General features: G+C 42.7%; 16 protein-coding genes and 2 pseudogenes. 5 read left to right on the top strand and 13 right to left on the bottom strand.

Annotated elements, in window-relative coordinates; translation table 11 throughout:
- Positions 1-1145 precede the first annotated feature (1145 nt).
- The 3 genes and pseudogenes from ACIFSR_RS23775 to ACIFSR_RS23765 all read left to right on the top strand — a co-directional run.
- Positions 1146-2429: pseudogene (locus tag ACIFSR_RS23775) on the top strand (SpoVR family protein); the annotation flags it as partial.
- Positions 2430-2640: 211 nt separating this feature from the next.
- On the top strand, positions 2641-3018 hold the full coding sequence (locus ACIFSR_RS23770; RefSeq protein ID WP_430060362.1) for a recombinase family protein: 378 nt from the start codon (positions 2641-2643) through the stop codon (positions 3016-3018).
- 7 nt (positions 3019-3025) lie between these two features.
- Positions 3026-3124: pseudogene (locus tag ACIFSR_RS23765) on the top strand (IS30 family transposase); the annotation flags it as partial.
- 99 nt (positions 3125-3223) lie between these two features.
- Here the strand turns inward: ACIFSR_RS23765 and ACIFSR_RS23760 are convergent.
- A complete protein-coding gene (locus tag ACIFSR_RS23760; protein WP_430060359.1) occupies positions 3224-3991 on the bottom strand; it encodes an alpha/beta hydrolase in 768 nt (255 codons plus the stop codon).
- Between the two features lie 28 nt (positions 3992-4019).
- Positions 4020-4940: a COX15/CtaA family protein gene (locus tag ACIFSR_RS23755; RefSeq protein ID WP_430060356.1), complete on the bottom strand. Its 921-nt coding sequence runs from the start codon at positions 4938-4940 to the stop codon at positions 4020-4022.
- A gap of 169 nt (positions 4941-5109) precedes the next feature.
- Here ACIFSR_RS23755 and ACIFSR_RS23750 point away from each other — a divergent pair, with 169 nt between their 5' ends.
- Entirely contained in the window at positions 5110-5739 is a 630-nt protein-coding gene (locus ACIFSR_RS23750) for a TetR/AcrR family transcriptional regulator (protein WP_339204161.1), read from the top strand.
- Positions 5740-6164: 425 nt separating this feature from the next.
- Here the strand turns inward: ACIFSR_RS23750 and ACIFSR_RS23745 are convergent, their stop codons facing one another.
- The 3 genes from ACIFSR_RS23745 to ACIFSR_RS23735 all read right to left on the bottom strand — a co-directional run bounded on the left by ACIFSR_RS23745 (position 6165) and on the right by ACIFSR_RS23735 (position 6997).
- Positions 6165-6383, bottom strand: coding sequence for a hypothetical protein (locus ACIFSR_RS23745; protein WP_430060353.1), 219 nt, complete (start codon positions 6381-6383; stop codon positions 6165-6167).
- Positions 6384-6512: 129 nt separating this feature from the next.
- The gene (locus ACIFSR_RS23740; RefSeq protein WP_430060350.1) at positions 6513-6779 is read right to left on the bottom strand and encodes a hypothetical protein; all 267 of its coding nucleotides are present in this window, start codon (positions 6777-6779) and stop codon (positions 6513-6515) included.
- The gene (locus ACIFSR_RS23735; RefSeq protein ID WP_430060347.1) at positions 6779-6997 is read right to left on the bottom strand and encodes a hypothetical protein; all 219 of its coding nucleotides are present in this window, start codon (positions 6995-6997) and stop codon (positions 6779-6781) included. The genes ACIFSR_RS23740 and ACIFSR_RS23735 overlap by 1 nt, the downstream gene beginning before the upstream one ends.
- Before the next feature lie 117 nt (positions 6998-7114).
- Between ACIFSR_RS23735 and ACIFSR_RS23730 the strand changes: the two genes are divergently transcribed.
- Positions 7115-7357: a SpoVR family protein gene (locus tag ACIFSR_RS23730; RefSeq protein WP_430060344.1), complete on the top strand. Its 243-nt coding sequence runs from the start codon at positions 7115-7117 to the stop codon at positions 7355-7357.
- Between the two features lie 164 nt (positions 7358-7521).
- On the opposite strand, the gene ACIFSR_RS23725 is transcribed toward ACIFSR_RS23730, so the two are convergent.
- The 8 genes from ACIFSR_RS23725 to ACIFSR_RS23690 form a co-directional block, all read right to left on the bottom strand.
- Entirely contained in the window at positions 7522-8484 is a 963-nt protein-coding gene (locus tag ACIFSR_RS23725) for a carbohydrate ABC transporter permease (protein WP_339204175.1), read from the bottom strand.
- A gap of 20 nt (positions 8485-8504) precedes the next feature.
- Positions 8505-9404: a carbohydrate ABC transporter permease gene (locus ACIFSR_RS23720; RefSeq protein WP_430060341.1), complete on the bottom strand. Its 900-nt coding sequence runs from the start codon at positions 9402-9404 to the stop codon at positions 8505-8507.
- Positions 9405-9406: 2 nt separating this feature from the next.
- A complete protein-coding gene (locus ACIFSR_RS23715) occupies positions 9407-11953 on the bottom strand; it encodes a DUF5696 domain-containing protein (protein WP_339204177.1) in 2547 nt (848 codons plus the stop codon).
- Between the two features lie 12 nt (positions 11954-11965).
- Entirely contained in the window at positions 11966-14059 is a 2094-nt protein-coding gene (locus ACIFSR_RS23710) for a YIP1 family protein (RefSeq protein WP_339204178.1), read from the bottom strand.
- 20 nt (positions 14060-14079) lie between these two features.
- Positions 14080-14961, bottom strand: coding sequence for a carbohydrate ABC transporter permease (locus ACIFSR_RS23705; RefSeq protein WP_076271716.1), 882 nt, complete (start codon positions 14959-14961; stop codon positions 14080-14082).
- A 5-nt stretch (positions 14962-14966) separates the two neighbouring features.
- Positions 14967-15911: a carbohydrate ABC transporter permease gene (locus ACIFSR_RS23700; RefSeq protein WP_430060470.1), complete on the bottom strand. Its 945-nt coding sequence runs from the start codon at positions 15909-15911 to the stop codon at positions 14967-14969.
- A 48-nt stretch (positions 15912-15959) separates the two neighbouring features.
- Positions 15960-18902, bottom strand: coding sequence for an extracellular solute-binding protein (locus ACIFSR_RS23695; protein WP_430060337.1), 2943 nt, complete (start codon positions 18900-18902; stop codon positions 15960-15962).
- A gap of 84 nt (positions 18903-18986) precedes the next feature.
- On the bottom strand, positions 18987-20303 hold the full coding sequence (locus ACIFSR_RS23690; protein ID WP_430060334.1) for an ABC transporter substrate-binding protein: 1317 nt from the start codon (positions 20301-20303) through the stop codon (positions 18987-18989).
- Between the last annotated feature and the right edge of the window lie 44 nt (positions 20304-20347).

The raw sequence follows: 20347 nt of genomic DNA, 5'->3' as shown, positions 1-20347 counted from the left end.
ATTGGGAAAGTTATTCGAGATCCTGATTTTTCCATATTCAAAATCTTACTGGTTAATGATGCACAACTTTTATAATTTCGCTATTTTACCTGTATCCGTTTTTAAGACTCATTCGCTTGCCATAGTTCACTTAAAATCATAATAAACATCTCACGTGAGCAGTCGAATGTATAGTTTGCTCTTATGGGAGGCTTTGAACCATCGTTCCCCATCCCCCGGTTTTAAGGGCTTATCACACACACACTCACCTATGCGCAGATTTACTTTGTAGCTCATTCATGCCCCCTTTCCAAGGGAGGGAGTCAATGTTCCATCTACGAAACTATTCCGTTAACCTGCCCGTTAGTTCAACAAAAATTTGCCTTAACAAAGATAAAAAATACAAAAACCCGACCTCACGAGGTCGGTTTTTCCTTGGTGGGTATGGAAGCGAGGGGCGCCACCCTTTATATAAAGACTTTTCTCACTATATGAGTGCTTCTCTGAAAATCTATCCCCCCCTTCCCTCAAGCGATATTTATCATTAGAAAGACATTGACATTATCCACGGTAATTGATTCTTGTAGGAGTGTACACTAAATTAACAATCAAAATAATAAAAGTAAAATTACATTAGTTAAAAAAGATTTACTATATGAAGTGAAAAATATATCGGAATAAAATATTCGCGTGGATGTTTGAAATAGAGGATAATACTATCGTGATGCTGGGCTATTCGATAAAATAGCGACTTTACACACTTCGCGTGGATAAATTTTAAATTAATCGAATAAAAAATTTAAGACAGATCGTTAAAACGACCTGTCTTTTTTTATATTGAAATAATTTCACATGATTATTAACGTCCTGGTGTTCGTTACTTTATTCGTTAAGTTATTCTCAATTACGTTATACCCCTAGTTAATAGGATGATACGCCCAACTCATGTTCACTCCGAATTACATCTCCATTTGATGTAAGAAAGATAAATAAAAAAAAAAGACTCAAGCATCAATCCCTCTTATAAAAAGCCACGTTCTTAAGCTCAGCATAATCCTATTATCATTGTTAATGTTCGATTCTTGTTCAGATGACCATGATCAAATTCTCGTTAGGGGTGAATACCATCACTTATTAATGATTATATTTTTTCATATTTATTGTTATTTGATAAAACGTTCAACAAAATGAAGCTCCAATACGACTTCGGCTTAAGCAAAATCTACGAGCTCGTCATTAACTCCAACCCCTGCTATGCGTTTCTTCTAGAGGGCAATTCTCTAATTCAAAACAAACTCATCGTCGCCCATGTGCTTGCTCACTGTGATTTTTTCAAAAACAACGCTCGCTTTGGTGTAACCAATCGCAATATGGTTGAGAGCATGTCTGCTACAGCAGATCGCATTCATCAATATGAAATGGATCATGGCACGGAGGCGGTCGAGAAGTTTATCGATGCAATACTTGCCATTCAAGAGCATGTCGATCCGACGCTAATAAAGCCCTATCAATTAGATAAGAAACGTTATATCGAAATGGTGCAAAAGGACAGCGAGCGCTCGGAGTGGAATATCCCTTCCTCCTCTTATGATGACTTGTGGAATCTAGATCCGGATCGAACCGCTGCCGCCGCATCAGCCGCTCAATCACAGGCCGCTGACGCCAAACGGTTTCCGCCACGGCCAGAAAAAGATCTCGTCTGGTTCATTGAGGAGTACTCCCCTACTCTTGAGGATTGGCAGCGCGACATTCTATCTATGCTTCGCGATGAGATGCTCTATTTCTGGCCGCAAATTGAGACCAAGATTATGAACGAAGGCTGGGCTTCCTACTGGCATCAGCGAATTATTCGCGAGCTTGATCTGACTAGCGATGAAACGATTGAGTTCGCTAAGCTAAACTCCTCTGTCGTGCAGCCATCCCGGCACACCTTGAATCCCTATTATTTAGGCTTAAAAATATTCGAGGATATCGAACGCCGTTTCGATAATCCAACGAAGGAAGAACAAGCACGCTTCGGACGCGTCCCCGGCAAGAGCAGAGAAAAAATGTTCGAGGTACGCGAGCTCGATTCAGATATTTCGTTCATCCGCAACTATCTAACGAAGGATCTGGTTAATGATCTAGATCTATACATTTTCGAGAAAAAAGGACCTGAATGGAAAATTACCGATAAGTCGTGGGAGAAAATTCGCGATCAGCTTGTTTATTCGAAAGTAAACGGCGGGTTTCCTAGTTTGATGGTTAAGGATGGAGATTTCAATCGTGTGGGTGAGCTTTATTTAATCCACGAGTATGAGGGTATGGAGTTGGATCTCAAATATGTAGAACGCACACTGCCTCATGTCGTTCAGCTTTGGGGCAAGAACGTTCATCTGGAGACGTTTGTTGAGGATAAGAAGATTGTGTTCAGCTGTGATGGGAAGAAGACGAGTCGGAAGTTTGTTTGAGTTACGAGGATAGTGCTTCTTAATTCTGTTTTGAATAGTTACATGTTTAAAAATGTTACTGAAAACCCGATCTCATTGGATCGGGTTTTCTCTTATTCGGCCAGAGGGGTCTCCCTTAATACAGAATATAAAAAAAAAATCTCAACGACCATTATGCTCTCGATACAGCGATGATTGGTATGTAGCAGTATTTTCCTAGTTAGAACGAGATATGATAATTGAACGGACTACTTCAGGAAGAAGAGTTCGTACTAAATCTGGTTTATGGCCTGGTGAGAGGATACCTTTTGGATACTCATGGGATAAACCAACGCAGCAACTAATAATAATTCCTGAAGAAGTTACTCTCATTCGTGAAATTTATAATAGTTATCTCGATGGTCATTCAAGGCTTGCTATTTCCGAATGGGCATCTCAAAGATCTAATGCTAGAGTTTTTGATCATACAATTGTACGGGATATACTTCATCGTGCTATTTATAACGGGTTCTCTCTTATTTCGGTACCAAAAGAATGGTCAACATTTCAATCCTCGGCTCATCAGCGAAAAGCCGAGAGCAATTACAGGGATTTTGAAAAATATAAATAGCCAACCCGCGGATGCTATTCGTTTGATTAACAACCGCCCCCGAAAATATCTCGGATGGATGTCGGCTCATGAAGCTTTCATGGAAGAGGTGTCGCACTTAGCTTGACAATCTGTCGTATAAAAACATTGACGTTAAATGATATAAAGGCAGCCGATCGATGATGGCTGCCTTCATGCCGTTATTGCACATATACTTTAAATTGTGCTATTTATTTATAAATTGCTCCATCCAATTCTTCATGGCATCAACAACCTTCTCCAACTGGTCATCTTCTCCGATTTGAGGATCACTATCTCCCTTTTGCAGGCCATAAGATCCGAATTGTCCGTGATTCCCCCCATTGATCGAAACATATTCCGTTAACTCGGGAAGATTGGCTTTTGAGCTTTCCCATACTTCAAGATTAAGAACCCCGTCAGACGTACCTGTAATTTGCAGCGCGGCAAGGTCGGTATCGGCAAGGTTTCCGCTCTCATCGGCATACGATGCTAAGAAGTAGATACCTGCCAGTTGATCGCTGTGCTCTGAAGCATATCTAGCCGCAAACGCGCCCCCTAGCGAGTGTCCTCCGATGACAAAGGATTCGCCCAAATGCTCCTTCACGAAGGAATCGGCTTTGTTTTGCCCAAAAATAGCCAGATTAAGCGGCATCTTTGCAATGTATACACGATGACCTAGCTTAGCAAGCTCGCTTGCAAACGGCGAATAGCTGCCCGGCTCAACTAATCCGCCAGGATAAAAAATAATGTTGGGCTGCATGATGCTTCCATCTGCAGGCTCGAATGTATACCCGTCTTTCCCCTCTGTTACATTTACCTCGCTGTTGCTTTGCAATGCCGACTCCGCTTTATTGCTTGGTGCGTATGTTTGAGATTTTAGATACAGAATTGATCCGGCAGCAACAAGCGCGATGATGACGAAGCCCGCGAGCAGGATGCGCAGCCATATGCGTTTTCGTTTTGTCTTTGTCACTGAGCAACTCTCCTTTGAATAACTTTCATTATTTTTCAATTGTTGCGGGCTTGGAAAGCCTCCATGTCAGATAGCTCATGTAGGCAAGCATGCCAAATAATACAGCAATAGTGGTCATATGGGCTAGAACAACGAACATGTACACTTCCGGGCGGCTAAGCGTATACAGCATGCCTACGCCAGTAAGAACTTGGAACAAAATGAGACCAAAAGCAAACTGGGCTTGCATCGTCAATTCCCAATTGCTCTTGTAATTTTTGCAAATCCAAAACCACAACATGACAACCAGCAAAACCAGCAGAATACCGGCGATCCGGTGAGTCAACTCGATTGTTATCCCTCCAGCCACTTCCGGCAGCCGACTGCCTTTGCAAAACAATCCGGTACAGGAACCTGCCGAATCGGTATGACTTACAAATGCGCCGGTATAGACCACCAAATAAGAATATACGGTCAAGCACCATACAAAATTGCGAAATGCCTTGCTTGTCCTTGGCATCTGCTCGAATTTTACAAGTCCGCGCGCCTTCTGTTCTTGCCTCGAGCCAAGACTTGTCATTAAAGAACTCGCTAAAGCGATAAAAGCGAATCCTAAATGGAGCGCCATCACGGGGGGCGATTGTGAAAATACGACTGCTAATGCACCCATTGCGCCTTGAATGATCACAAAAACCAGTGTTAACGCTGCAAAAAATTGCAAATCTTTTCGCTGCTTCAAATACACTAAAAAAGTTAGCAGTGTAGCCACTGCCAAAATGCCTGCAGTCGTACTCACCAGCCTATGTGTGTATTCGATGACGGAAGCAAGTGTATGAGCCGGAACAAATTCCCCGTGACACAGTGGCCATTCCGTGCCGCATCCCAGACCGGACTCTGTTCTGGTGACGATACCACCTCCAAACGTCGCGAAAAACATAAACAGCGTTGTTGCGTAACTAAGCCATTTCAACCGAGTAATCGTTGCCAGTATTTTTCACCTGCCTGTTCTTGATGCAACCATGACAATTTCCATGGAGGAGATACTTTGATCTCATTAAATTATATTTACCGGTAGGTAAATTATCAAGACGCTTTTGATTAAAATGATGAATTGTCATAAAATATTCATGGAGGTAGTTATGATAAAAAAACAATCGCAACGCGCGCCAGGTAGACCTAAGCATGCAAAAGATGATCCTTCCATACAAGAAATGATTATTAAGACTGCATCCAAACGTTTTATGGAGTACGGATACGAGTCTGTATCGCTGCTGCAAATCGCCGAAGAATGCCAAGTGTCCAAACCTGCTATTTATTATCATTTCATTAGCAAACCAGAATTATTTAAAGTGGCAGTTACGACCGTCTTAAATCAAGTACATAGGCATATATCTCGTATTCTACAGGAGGCCGATCACCTCGAAGAGGGATTGGTTACAGTAGCCGAAGCGCGGTTAACCAATCCCCATGCCGAAATCGAAACGATGCTGAGAGAGGCTGAGCCCTTTTTAAATGAGGAACAACTACAGGAAATAAGACAATCCGAGCATAGTATCTACCAGTTATTAGCAGATCATTTTCAAGCGGCAATGGACAACCATGTGCTTAGAGTCAACGATCCCATGCTTCTGGCACAAACCTTCTCCGCGATGATGCTGCTGGGAAACCGAAAAGACACCCTTCTAAAATACGCATCCAATAGGGAATTGGCAAAAGAATTGGTTGGAATCTTTCTGCGAGGCACATCCAATGCGGGTAAGAAAAAGTAAAAAAGTGAGCAAAATGACATTAATCGCATTTCTTTATGATAAATTTCTTCTAACAATCAAAGAAGGGTCACCTTTGTTTAAACTATGTTTATCTGCAGTTTGATTTGCTCAATAAATATATAGGTATTACCCCTTATGTCTCAATACACAATACTTTTAGCTTAAACTAAAATACGAAAACCCATAAAATCATGGGTTCGAGAAAATCAAAACTGGTGATCGCATCCAATTATGGAAGCTGTATTTGCAATCGGAGCCAAGATTAATGAAAATAAGCATTACTTCGCCCCTTTCCACATGAAGGGGCAACGTTTGCTGTTTTCTGCTGCAGCTTCCATCTCAAATGCTTCCCACTGTTGATAAGTCAGAAACAAAGAAAAAATAATAAATTCTTAAATAAAAGAATTGTGATCTATTAAGATTTTTCAGCTTTTTTTCAAGGAATCCACTACTTCATAAAGAGCTATATTTTCTCTAAATAATCTCATTCTCTCTTTACTCATGCTCTCATTGTAACTCCACATATCTGAAAACAACTTTATAATTAATGTTCCGTTTTCCATAATTTCTATCTCATGAGCATCTTTGAAATTATCGAAGATATCTTTTTGGAAAAGCTGCATATATGCTTTCCCAAACCACATCAGCCACGCTGCGCCAAACCAGATCCCATTTATATAATCAGAATGGCCTGGCAAATTATTTTCAATTCATTTGAATCAAATAGATTTTTTTGAATTTCTACATGAAGTGAACAAATTTTATTTTCATTACTAAATGAAAAAAAAATTATCCTCATCATCCATTAATGTAAAAGTATTCGAATCTCTATCAAGTAAATTCTCTTTTAAGATATACTCGATCAACGAAGAGTTCTTTGTAATTTTTTCATGTTTATAATTTGTAGTTTTTGACCCAGTGTAAGAAGTTGGATTAAAAAGTAATATATCATTCATCCAAATTCCAATGTTTTCTTTTGTATTTTCACCTTGAGGATAATAGACTTTGAACATTACTTTTTTGTCATTATTAATTTCCACTAGAATACCTCCACATTAAATTGAATTCCTTTAGCTCTGGACTCTAATGCATCTATTAAATTAATAAAAACTTCATCAGTCATGGAACCTTTAGCTATTCTAATGTCAAGAAACCTATTTTCATTTTTCATTAAAATATCCCTTAACTCATCTAAATATCCTCCTAAAGTTGATTTTAAGCTACTGAAAGAATATCCACTAGGATCAATAGTTTTCAAACTTACTACTCGGTTGTCTTTTTGAAAGTCAATTAGAGGGAATTAACCTCCGTTTTCTTCACATGTCGATCCGAGGCTAATAAAGCCCTATCAATTAGAAAAAAACGTTATATCGAAATGGTACAAAAGGACAGCGAGCGCTCAGAGTGGAACATCCCTTCCTCCTCTTATGATGACTTGTGGAATCTGGACCCGGATCGCACCGCTGCCGCCGCATCAGCCGCTCAATCGCAGGCCGCTGACACCAAACGTTTTCCGCCACGGCCAGAAAAAGATCTCATCTGGTTCATTGAGGAGTACTGCCCTAAGATAAATCGTGGGAGAAAATTCGCGATCAATCTTTTGTGTAAACTCATATAGTGCTTCCCCGGCAATTTTTGACTACTGTTATAGACTTCAGTAATCCAGTTATCATTAGAACCTTTTAACGAAAATAGCCCCTAGAACGATGTATAAGTTCTAAGAGCTATTCATTGTACACAAAATGGCTTACCTGATAGGCTGATTTAACCTACCAAAATCATTTACCCAATCAATCCGCTGCGCTCTACGCTTTCTACGAAATAGCGCTGTGCAAACATATACAAAAGTACGATCGGTGCAATAAACAGCAGCTCGCCCGCGTTTTTAACCATATAGGCATAGAGTGGGTCCGTCATAGAGAAGGAAGCCCACATGACAGGCAACTTGGTCGATAATACATCTGTTGATGTCAGGAATAGAGAGACGAAATAATTGTCATTCCACTGCCACACGAACGAGAATAGGACAACTGTAACGATCGATGGAATGGCATTAGGCAGCATGATGCGGTAAAACGATTGAAAAACGGTACATCCATCAATGTAAGAAACCTCCTCCAGCTCCATAGGAATGCCTCGGAAAAACTGGAGAAAAATGAAGATAAACAAACCGCTCTTTATTCCCATACCGGTAGCAGATTGAAGAATAAATGGCCAATAGCTGTCTAGAAGATTAATCCCCTTCTGTCCGGTGAACAACTGGATAAGACCGAATACATCGAAGTAACGATAATTGAGATAAGTTGTAATCATAATCGTTTGCACAGGCACGATAATAGTAAAGATAACGCCCCCGAATAAAATCTTACTCCCTTTAAAGCGCAATCGTGCAAATCCAAATGCCGCCAGAGAACAGGAAATCACTTGCAGGAGAGTCGAAACTCCCGCAATCGTAAATGAGCTCATGAATGTCTTCGGATAGCGGAGCGCCTCAAAGGCAATTTTTAGCGTATCCAATGTGAAGTTTTTCGGGATCCAAAGTACGGTCGTATCATACAAATCCACACGATCCTTAAACGACACCGATAGTTTGAAAAACAGCGGATATAAAATCACAAAGCAAAAACCGATCACGAGTATCGTTCGAACAGTCACCCAGCTCCAATGCTTACTCCAATTAAGCAGGCTGAATCGCCTTGCACGTTCTCTCCAAGCTGTTGCGCTTGAACGGATGGCCAGCTTCACTGTATTCCCCCCTTTGCCTGTTAATCGTAATAAAATACTTTGCGTGAAACGAGTGTCATGGTCACAAGTAGAATGACGGATACGATAAGAAAGTACACCCACGCCATCGCTGCGCTGAGGCTGAAATTAAGTGTTTGAAACGCCGTATCGGTTATCATCTGGCTTAATGCGTTTGTACTATAGGAGTCAATAACGGTATACACGATATTCGTCAGTAAAATAGGGCTAAGCATCGGGAAAGTAATTTTCCAGAACGCTTCGTAGCCGGTCGTCCCCTCAATTTTCGCTGCTTCATACAAAGATGGTGAGATCGATTGGAGCGCTGCAAGGAATATCAGTATCTGCACACCAGATGAGCTGATAATTTCATAAATCCGATCCACTGATCCTGTAATGTAGCTAATAATCCCATTACCTACACCCGCCTCAACCAGCATTCGCTGAAGCTCAAAGCTAGTAAAAGCAAAGCCTCCATCCTCACTTGAAGAACCCGTAATCGTTGAGGCAATGGATGCCATCTCTGAGCTGTTCTCCAGTGATAGCACGGGTGCTGCAAGAAGTACCGGAAGAAAGAATACGGCTCGCGCAAATATCCTTCCTCTAAATTTCTGATTAATCAAAGTTGCGACAAATAAACTAAATATCGTAATAGACGGCACATTAATCAAAATATCAGAAATTGCCTCAATCAGCGTTCGATTAAACGTTGGATGCGACATAAATAGCTGCTTATAAAATAAAAATCCTTCATATTTGGTATCGAAGCCGCCCTTACCAAGAGTTAGCGTATTTAAGCTATACAGAAAAGACTTATACAATGGAATGCTAAACAAGAAAACAAAGCCTAGAAACCAAGGAGTTACGAAAAGAATGCCTAGTCTAGACTTTTTCTGCTGCAGCGTCGGACTTTTACGCTTCATCATCATCCACCGCCGATCACGCGGTAGCCCTGAGCTTCAATAGAAATATCGTCTACTGTTACCGCTGATTTATTGTAGTTCACTATTATTTTTTTGCCTTGTTCAAACGTTGTTTCGAATACTTCATCAGCTAACTTGCGGTGGCCCTTAATCGTCTGATCCTGCACATCTCTTAAGATGGCATTGGATTCGTTATATAGTTGAACGGCCTCCTCAAACCAATCTCCATAATGCGGAGAATATAAGCTGTTCAGCTTCGTATCACGAATCATAGTAGGCTGTGCGTAAAACCATTGATAAAATACATTGGATCCTGTCTCCAGCGTTTTTAGCAAGGCGGTTCTCTGATCTTGATCACGGCCGAGGTTTATAGGCGTTCCGGCATAGTCCACATATCCGTGCAAAACCATAGAGTAGAATGGCACATCTTCGTCAGCAATATTAAATTCACTGCTCGTGAGCGGAGCATTTACGATCGTCTTCGCATACGGCAATGTGTAAGCATTCCCTCCGCTAAGCATGATTTTCCCGGTTTCTCCTTTAATCTTCTGCAGATTTTCACCTATAATCCCTATGGCTTCCTGTCGGTTAACGGTTTCATGAGAGGTAACATCACTGTTTAAATCCTCTCCCAAATCACGTAAGGAAACGCCATCGGAGTCAAATGATTCATAGTTCTTCAGAAACTTATCTACCACGCCCGTCAATTTACGAGGTGAGAGCAAATAGTAAAGCATATCTGAAGGATTGGTTGTTACAATATCATCATCAAAGCTTTTAGCAGATTTACGATTAAGGAAGCGCGTGGCATCTTTTGATGCTTGAAAGCCCTTGCCATTATCATAAACTCTCTGAAAAGCAACGTCCGGATATACCTCGATATTGTTTTCCTCTGCATAATTTAATAATTTTTCAAACATCTTTTTTCCACCAAGAATAGAATCCGGCTTGATCGATGATGGCAGCCTGTGCTGAACGCCCTTGTTAAACCAGCCTGAATATTTGAGCTGGATTTGGGATATGTCACGTTGCTGCAAAGACTCCAGTATTTCTATCGCCTGTGAATAGGTGGTTACCGCTTCGGTAGATGGATAAGGAATACCTAGAAAGTTTTTACGAACAGGAATCGAGCCGATTAACTCCAGAACGAATGGCGTGTCGCCCCCGCTTTTTTGCCGAGTCAAGCCATCGTGCTTAATCAGATAGTCCCTGTAGTAATTAGCCATTCCCGTATAATCAGCAGAAGAGTCTTCTAAAAAAGCATAGCGAATTTGAAGGCCACTATCATACATCTCCGAATATTTAGGGACCTGCTTGGTAACCGAGCCCGTTCTAAACACAACTGGTTCCATGTCTTTCATTTTGAAAGTGGCACCTACCCGGTTATAGCTATTCAGCTTGCCGCTCGTATCCGCCGTTATTGTTGCCTGGGCATCACCCTGTTCAATAATGGCAAACATCGCGTGATTCTCCTGTTTCATTCCAAAAACAGGAAATCTAGAAACCTGTGTATATTGAACCTCAGTTCTCGAATTTTGCAGCGGTGTCTGATCGATGCCATACAGCGGAACCTCATAGGCACGTGCTGCATGGTTGTTATTGTTCAAATAAATGAGTGCTCCTGATCCATCCGGCACAAACATATAACCTTCAGCCTCATGATCAGTAGCTCCGAAAAATGGAAGTAATTGCATCGTATGAAGGGGGAATGCGTCCGAATCCATTACCTCGTCCGTTGCAATTCGTGCAATGAGATTCTCACCCTCAAGCTGGTAGATAAGCGGGATAGTAAATCGAGGTGCTACATTTTCTGCCTGATCCCCACTCTCCACCATCTGGTTATCCTCTTGTGCATCTTCAGCCGTATAGCCGATGGACTCAAGAACCGCCACGACGTCCTTTACGACATAATCCTGCATTTTTTTGCGCTCATACTGCTGCTTCTCCTCGTTGTAGAAAAAACGAGTACGAAGCTTATTTCTAACTGCTTCATCCGCAATTTTATTCAAGATTCGTTCTTCAAACCGTTCTTTGCCAACAGCTTTCGGGATAGAACTTAGACCCTTCTCTGAGCTTCCGATTTCGTAAGTGATTTTGACGCCGTTATCAACGAGAGCAATCTCAAACTGATTTTTCTTAATGCTCTCTTCTTCATTATTCATAAAGGACTCATGCCCTTTGTCATTGAAATACGAAATAATCAGCTGTGAGGCTAGATTGGTTTTATTAATTGCCGTTGCAATCGTATCTTTGGCATGATCAATGGGATTGGTCGACCATACTTGCCCGTTGCGTTTCTCCCTCACACTGACCTCAGTCGTCTTCTTATCGATAAATAGCTGCAAATACTCATTCTCAGCAATCATACCCATTCCATCGGGAAGCGCGCTCATTTCGGAAGCGATAGTCACTTCGTGGTTATCTTTCTTCACTTTCTGACTCTCGTTCGCAGCCTCCATCTCGCTCCTGAATATGGTTTCGTATAGGCATGATGCTGCAATAAGACAGCATAGCATCATCAATATCGTCCGTTTCTTTCCCTTATTCATTTACGCACCTCCTCACGCTCTTGCCCTGATTTCTGAATAGATTGAAAGTATGAAAGTGGTCATCTGCTGCAGTAAGCTAAAACACAGGATGCATAGAAAAACAATAAAAACCATGACTACAACGGTGAGGAATAAAGTCAGTAGTGTTTTGAAAATAGAGTATTGGTGAATGGTCATCATACCCACGAACAACAACCACAAAAACCAGCAAATAGCTGCAGACTCAATCAAATAATAAAAAGGGGCTTCTTCATGCGTAATCATATTACTGAATACGACTTGCGGCAGGTACAAAATAATGAACGGCAGCAGCGAATAACCAACAGCCGTAATAATCTCAAGAAACTTTCCTTCACCGTCCATTAATGTTGTCAGTGACCAGTTAGCCACACAAAACAAAATAAATGGCAGCACAATATAGATGAGCTCATCCACGCTGTTAAGTGTACTTAGCTTATTGAAATTAACAACAAAGCCCGAGTATTGCCGCTTCAAAATCATCGTCACGACAAGTAACAACAGAATAATCAGCGCAATTTTCACTCGACCCTTCTGTTCATACTTCATCTCCCAGAATCCGTTAAAAGGTCTCATCATTGTATAGAAAGGCGCTTTTACAATATTGGTTTCAACAAAGTAGAGCTTCGGCTTTCTTTTGACCCAATAGATACGGATCGCAACGAAGAGCGCGGCAGCGGAGAGTAGAACCGTCATAATGGTACCGAAATGATCCCAAACATATTGCTTGCGGTATTGTTTGAAAGCTTCTGAATAATACTTCCTGTTATTTCCGTTTTTGAAATAATTCATGGCCATCTTGTTCTCGTTTTTCTTGAGAAACGCTTTGCCCATACTAATATAAGCGATATCGAAATTAGCGTTTAACTGAAGCACCTTATTCCATGAATCAGCAGCTTCATCCACCTTGCCCGCATAATGGGCTTTTACAGCTTGCCGGATTAGTTTGCCATAGCGAGTCGGCGCAAAAATCGTCATCCGGTTCATCTCATTATCCAGAACTGCTATTCGCTCTCCGAGCATTGAAAGGGCAACCGGTTTTTGAAAGTTATTAGCCTGTGTGCCTATTCCCCCAAATTGATAGAGCAGGTTGCCATCGCGGTCATAGGTAAAGATGCGGTTGCGAGTGGAGTCTAAGCCGCTATACATGCCGCTTTCATCGGATACTACATCAATGAATCTAGAGCTTCCTCTATTTTTTTGGTCACTCACTACACTCTTTGTGGTGTCAAGACGAATAACCGAAATGTCTCCCATCGGAGGGAAATAGCCTTCACGGCGCAATATGTCCTCCCCACTTGGATTAAACCTCTTAATTGGTGTATTGGAATTAGCCTCCGAAGATACGGCATAGATTAGGCCACGATCATCGACATCCAAATTACTGAATTCAATTGGCAGGAATAACTCCATTTTCCCTACTTGCTCCTTGGTCGATAAACGTTTCCATAGCAAGTCGGTTGGATTAAATCTCACCTTGTTCGTGCCGATATAACCTTTAAAACCACCTGAAGCGTCAAGCTCCATAATTCCCTCAAAGGCACCTTGCGCAATCACGTAAATCCGATCAAACTTATCAACGAACAGCTTGAAGGGGAAATATTGAAACCCTTCCGGAATTATGCTGGACTCAGGAGCTCCGAACAATTGAATGAGAGTTCCATCATTGCTGAGCTTAACGATCCGATTGTTGTACGTATCCGCAACGTAAATATTTTGTGAAGCATCGACAAATACGCCATAAGGCTTGTTGAAGGTTTCCTTCTTGCCGTTATTGTCAAAACCGTCTATCGTACGAATAAGTTTGCCATTCTCATCTAAGCTGACGATACGATTATTACCTGTGTCTGCGATATAAATCCGATGATCCTTGGCAACAAATAAATCCTGCGGAACATTAAAATGGCCGATACCAAGCTCCGATCCATCCACATGCTTCTCGGCCAGATAAGGATACGGCGCAGGCTCCGCCTCTTCCCAGTAGGAATAGTTGTATCCGTGATCAGGCAGAGCATAAGCCGGAACAGCGAAGCCGGTAATGAAGCACATAAGGATAAGAAATGATGCAATGCCCCTTATGGACGCCAATTGCGTTCCCCCTTTCTCTTTTATTCTTTCAGGCCTGATGTCGACATTGTCTGAATCACACTGCTTTGCGTCACGATAAAGATCGTGACCGGTACAAGCATCATAATAAGCGCAGCGGCAGCCATCGGTCCTGAACGAGCAAATCCTCCGGACAAAATTTGGCTAAAGGCATAATCCATCGTTTTTAACTGTTCACTAAACACATAGGAAGCGCCCTGGCCTCCGCTGCCTGTTCCCCATAAGCCTTTAAAGGAGAAAATAATAAGCGTTAGCCACGCTGGCTTAACCATTGGCATGACTATGGTCCAAAAGATCCGGTACTCGCTCGCACCATCAATTTTCGCGGCTTCGATTATAGCATCAGGGATTTGCTCCATAAATTGCTTCATCAGAAACAAACCCAGCGAAGTTGCTAGTGCCGGGAAAATCAGTGCCCAATAAGAGTCAAGCAAACCCAGCCACGTAATCGTTAAATAGTTGGGAATGGAAGTTACCTGTGAAGCAAACATCAGCGATAGAATAACAATCCCGAATAGGATATTGCCGCCTGGAAGCTTCAGCTTCGCTAACGGATACGCTGCCATGGAAGCTAAAATGACGTGCCCGACCGTACCGGTTAATGCAACAAAGACCGTATTAAACACATAACGAGAAAGCGGTACCCATGAATCAGAAAAAATAAGTAACAAATCATAAAAGTTATCTACTGTTGGAGAGCGTACAATAAATGTGGGAGGAAACAGGAACATCTCATCCAAAGGCTTTAACGCAGTGCTAATCATGAAAACGAAAGGCACTGCCATGAATGCTCCTGCTCCTAGCAATATTAGAAATAGAGCTATATCAACAGGAAGGGAACGATTGAGTTTCTTCTCTCGACGCAGACGAAAGCTTATATTCATGCTCTCTAGTCACCCACCTTCCGAAGCAATTTCTGCACGACCAAGTTTGAGCCTAGCATAATCGCGAATAATACGGTTGCAATCGCACTAGCATAGCCCATCTCGAAACGTATCGTCCCGAAATCATTCAGATGCGTTACTATTGTATGTCCCGCATACTGCGGGCTTGGGAAGCCGACTAGGCTTGTTGCCACATCTGCGACCGCGAACGAAGATGTAATCTGCATAACCGCGCCAAACATCAGCATCGGACGCAGTGAAGGCAATGTAATAAACCACAGCTCCTGCCAGCGATTTCTTATGCCATCGATCGCACCAGCTTCAATTAGCGTCATATCCATTCCTTGTAATCCAGCGATAAAAGCCAGAAAGGCTGTACCGAGGCTTAACCAGAGCTGAACCAGCATAATAATCGCCAGCATGTATTTGGGATCCTGCAGCCATTGAATCGGTTCAAGAATAAATCCCCATTTCATCAGGAATGCGTTGATATAGCCGAAAGAATCGCCAGAGAAGGCAACTTGCCATATCAAATATACATTTCCTGAAATCGAAGGCGCATAAAATAGAAGCGTAATAACAGACCTTATCTTAGGTGAAAGCTCGTTGATGAGCCATGCAAGAAAGAAGCAAACGATATAGCTGAGCGGACCGGTTATCGCCGCGAACAGCAGCGTATTTTTCAACGCAATTAAAAACACTTCATCCTTGACGAACAAGTTGGCATAATTTTCCCAACCCACCCACCCTGGCGCTTCAAGTACATTAAAATCCGTGAAGCTAAGTCCGAACGCCATAAGGACTGGGAAGGCGGTGAAAATAAAGAAGAGTATGAAATATGGAGCAAGGAGTACATAGCCATGCCGTTTCACACTAATCTCGCCCCGTAGATGAGCAAGCCTCTTCTGCCTCTCGCTAGGCTGCCTCTTCAATCTGCTTGGATCCTGCAATTCAACGCTTGCTTGATTTGGGCCTGACAATACAACCGCCCCCTCTCTCTAGTTTGGCAAGCCGAACTCTTTTCGTTTTTTCACAATTTCCTCATTAATAAATTTCGTATAATGGTCTATCGCTTCACGTGGATCCTCGTTAGAGATAACGACGCTGCGGAACGCATTGTCAAGATGACGGCCAGTGAAGTATCCCCCAGCAACCTCTGGCAATCCCTTTGCCCATTTCCACTGCTCCATTAATACGTTGTAATCCTTCACCTGCCAAGGAATCCGAGCCACTGCTTCCAGATTAGCTGTGGAAGTTCTTCCAGCCGGCCCGAAAATGGCTTCAATTTCAAGACTGTACTTCGCCTGCACATCCGTGCTGGTCCACCAGTCTAGGAAGGACCATGCTTCCTCCTTATGCTTACTATCCTTCAGCATAATAGCAGCGGTTCCAGTTGCAGGCACTTCCCGGCGAATAGTGCCGTCAGCCTGCTCAAGTCCTGGAACAAGAGTGAAATTCCATAGTCCTTTCAGCTCCGGTGCAACGACGTTGATGAGATTGAATCTCGTATAGTCAGCAATCGCGATTGGCATCTCTCCACTGCGGAAACGGTTGACGAAGTCGGTCGTTAACGGCAGCTTATAGGTCGTATATAATTCCGTCCAATCGATAAATGATTTTACGGACACCTCAGTATCTAGTGCGCTGGCTTTATCTCCATTGCGATAAATTTCCCCGCCGTTTTGGAACAGCATCGTACCAAAGGTAAAGTTAACCGGCAATGTAGCGTTATCTTGTACGTTCGCCCCCGTTTTCACCAAAACCTGAATAGGAAAACCGAATAGCAGGTTTTGCTTCTGCAGCTCAGGAATAATCTCAAAGACATCCTCCCATGTTTGCGGAATCTCCAGATTCATTTCCTCGAGAATATCCTTCCGATAAAATAAAACCGGAAATTGCTGCTCAATAGGCAGTGCGAATGTTCCCTTATTGAATTCATAAGGAACTAATGCGCTCTCATGGAAGCGCTGCTTCACCTTGTCGAACCCAGGATATTTAGATAAATCCTCCACTGCATTCCGCAAGGCATAATTGACTGGCTTATCTTCCGGCAGAGCGAAGGAAACATCAGGACCGCGTCCTGCCAGCATGGCTTGCATGAGCACGCCTTCACTGACCACTTTTATGTCGACGGCAACTCCGGTTTCAGGAGTAAATGACTCATCAATAAGCCGCTTTGCAATTTTTGCCTGATCAATACCCTGCGTCATCCACACCGTAATTTTTTTACTGCCTTTCTCCGTCGAACCGAGCACATTGTAGTCGGTGAAGAAAGAGAGCATGAACGTGCCCACTTGATGCTTCATTCTTTTGAAAAACTTCGCTTTGACAGCAGGCATTTTCTTATCAGGAGAGGCGATGACAAGATAATCAATCGATAAAGGCATATAATTGATGGAATAAATCCAATCTCCTAATGAACTCGTATTGGATTTGAATGTCTCTAACCGGCGTGCTATTGTCTCTGGAGCATCTACCATGTCTTGCAGCTGAAAAATGAGCCGATTCAATGTAGCTGTGCGATCACTGCTGCCGCCAGATATTTTCTCTACACGCTCAACTATAGATTTCAACACTTCAATTTGTTTGGTGAAAACTTCAATCATCTCTGGAATTTTTTTATCAAGCTGATAATCCCGATATTCATCCGGTACCGTGCCCGTCACCATAATAATGCGCCGGAAAATATAATTCAGATCCAGTACGCTGGACTCCACTGTTCGCAGAAGCAATGCCATTTCTCCGAGTGTCACTTCAAGCTTAATCTCATGCTTGCCTTTCGTTAAATAAAATTGATACGGGCTCTTCCCGTCTCCAAGCTCATTCATTTCCCAGTTCGTTGAGAAACCAAAGGCAATGCCATCAGCCTCCTGAAACGGAAGCTTGCCGTCAATATACATCTTGCGATAAGAAATCATACCTCGTTGAAAGCTTTGTTTATATTTAATGCCGATATGATAAAGTCCATCTTCCGGCACTTCTATATCCCAAGTCATCCACTGACCGGATTCCGCCCAGTTGAAGCCGCCAATCGTGTTGAGTCGGATTTGAGACATATGATAAGGCTCGGTAGACGGGCTACTGCGATCCATCATCGGATAAAGTACTTGACTTGACTTCAGATCCGCTAATTCCGCTTGAACCTTGATCATGACATCAGAAGCATCTTTATAACCATTCGACTCATATTCAGCGGCAACCGCTTCGTAATCCTTCGCTTGTTCAACTTGGTTCAGCTTGATAGAACGAATAAGCATCTTTTCCTTTGCGGAAACTAAAGTGATGCTGTGCTTCCCTTGTGTAAAGTAATATAAATAGGGTTCATTGTGGCGACCATCCGCACTTCGTGCGTACGTCTCCTGCCACATCGGCAGCTCTACCTGCTGGACATGGGTGTCATTCCCGCGCATATCACGTGCAATTTCCGCTTTGCTCGTCCACACTCTTCCGAACACTAAGTTTCTGCTCTCAGCAAACGGCGCTTCTCCATCAAGCAGCAGCTCGCGGTCAATATCCGCACCCTTACCCTCCATTGGGTAAAAAAGTATTGCAATATTATATAAGCCTTCATTCGTTACATCGAACTCCCATGAGATACTTCCCGTTTCATCCGATTCAACCGCATTGCCCGCCAATCCAGCCATGTCGTTAACGACGTTAGCCTTCATGTCTACCACTTTAGAGAAGGTATCTCCTGGGATGATAATCTCTTGCCCTGGCCTAGGCGCATTCTGATGCTTCACCAAATATTGGTCGTATCTGTTCTCACTCTTACTACCGAGCATCTGCTCCGAGATGGCTTCAGAAGTATCAGCAGCATTTGAGGCTGCCTTTACCGTGGACATCCCCTTTGATTGAAAGCTCTGGGGCAGGATACACACAGCAGATAGCGTCACTAAAAGTACTACCTTGACTATTCCATATTTATTGGCGTTGGCCATATGGAATCCCCCTTCCCGCTTATGAGCAGCACCCCAACCATAGAAAAGAATTGGGGTGCGCGCAGCGTTTTATGCAACCAAACCTTATTTCTTCACAGTCACATCAATTGCAGCCTGAGCAAGCGGTTTAATTCTCGCAAGCTCACTTGCAGGTGTCGCTTTTCCAGTCATGATATTATTAATCGCTTCATTGAAATAGCCCTGAAAGCCATCATAGGCAAAGAACTGCATCACCGTTCCGTTACCAAGCATTTTACGCAGCGTATTGAGGCCCTCTTCACTTCTAAAGTTAGCTTCTTCTCCACGAATTACGCCATCATAGCCTTTTTCAGGGTTTCTCTCATAAAGCTCCTGCCAAACTGTCATAACTGCTTTTGGGTTTTCTACATCCGCCATCAGATGCCACATGTTTACAGTTATTGGAACAACATATTCGGTTGCTTTAGGACCCTTAGGAAAGAATACATAACCCCAGTCATCAGCCAAGCTGCCATTGAAATCTGCTGAAACCCAACGAGCTCCAGGATAGAATAGCGCTTTACCTTCCACAAAAGATCCGCCTACAACTTTATGAACATTGTATAAATCGGAGACAAACTGAATAGCTTCTAATGCTTCCGGTTCCTCGAATGTAATTTGGTCATCTTTCGTTACAGATCCGTTATTGGAGTAAATGAAAGGAAGCGTTAGGCTCGAAGCTGTATCATAAGGAGTTACGCCGAATACGCCATCCTTCGTAGCGGCTTTGGTCATCGCTAGAAACTTATCCCAAGTCCATTCGCCCTTTTCCTGCAATTCATAAGGATCTTCTAAACCGAATTTCTGAATTAACGTTTTGTTATAGTAGAATCCATTGCCGTTATTGTCCTTGTCGGTGAAGCTGTACTGCTTCCCGCCGTAGCTACCATTCTTTAACATAACTTGATTCCAGTTAGGGTCTTTCATATCCACTAGGTCGTCAATATTGCGAAGATACCCCTCTTTAACCATCTTCGGAATAGCCCATTCCGTCGGAATCATAATAATGTCGGCAAAAGGCTGCCCTGCTACGGAAGTTGTTACTATTCTTGATTGAATCTCAGCGAAAGGTACGGTTACATACTCAATTTTCACATTGTATTTTTCCTCTGCTTTGCGTTGCATTTCCTTCTCTTCCTCATTCAAATAGTTTTCCATTCCCCACCATTGCCCGATGCGGATCGTTCCGCCTTTGAAGTCAATCTTCTCATCGACTGGCGCAGTTGAAGGTGGAGCTTCAGTTGCCGTTTCATCGACGGCCTCAGTTGTAGGAGCCAGTGTTGGTTCATCCTTAGGCGCATTAGATCCGGAATTTTGCGAGCACCCAGTAAATACCGCAAACATTGCAAAAACCAGCATCATCGTTAATAATTTTAGCTTCATTCTTCTTTCCCCCTTAATATCATTTTTTGGATACATTCCTTACT

Origin of the sequence: Paenibacillus sp. NRS-1760, assembly GCF_050467785.1 — a bacterium.
GTDB lineage: Bacteria > Bacillota > Bacilli > Paenibacillales > Paenibacillaceae > Pristimantibacillus.
Note: the sequence above shows the minus strand (reverse complement) of the source record. Positions and strands in the feature narration are given on the sequence as shown.

What these genes read in the sequence shown, in the direction of transcription:
- ACIFSR_RS23770 (WP_430060362.1), top strand. Translation starts at nt 2,641, where the DNA reads ATGATAATTGAACGGACTACTTCAGGAAGAAGAGTTCGTACTAAATCT.
- ACIFSR_RS23720 (WP_430060341.1), bottom strand. Translation starts at nt 9,404, where the DNA reads ATGAAGCGTAAAAGTCCGACGCTGCAGCAGAAAAAGTCTAGACTAGGC.
- ACIFSR_RS23705 (WP_076271716.1), bottom strand. Translation starts at nt 14,961, where the DNA reads ATGAATATAAGCTTTCGTCTGCGTCGAGAGAAGAAACTCAATCGTTCC.
- ACIFSR_RS23690 (WP_430060334.1), bottom strand. Translation starts at nt 20,303, where the DNA reads ATGAAGCTAAAATTATTAACGATGATGCTGGTTTTTGCAATGTTTGCG.
- ACIFSR_RS23745 (WP_430060353.1), bottom strand. Translation starts at nt 6,383, where the DNA reads ATGTGGTTTGGGAAAGCATATATGCAGCTTTTCCAAAAAGATATCTTC.
- ACIFSR_RS23715 (WP_339204177.1), bottom strand. Translation starts at nt 11,953, where the DNA reads ATGAATAAGGGAAAGAAACGGACGATATTGATGATGCTATGCTGTCTT.
- ACIFSR_RS23750 (WP_339204161.1), top strand. Translation starts at nt 5,110, where the DNA reads ATGATAAAAAAACAATCGCAACGCGCGCCAGGTAGACCTAAGCATGCA.
- ACIFSR_RS23730 (WP_430060344.1), top strand. Translation starts at nt 7,115, where the DNA reads ATGGTACAAAAGGACAGCGAGCGCTCAGAGTGGAACATCCCTTCCTCC.
- ACIFSR_RS23695 (WP_430060337.1), bottom strand. Translation starts at nt 18,902, where the DNA reads ATGGCCAACGCCAATAAATATGGAATAGTCAAGGTAGTACTTTTAGTG.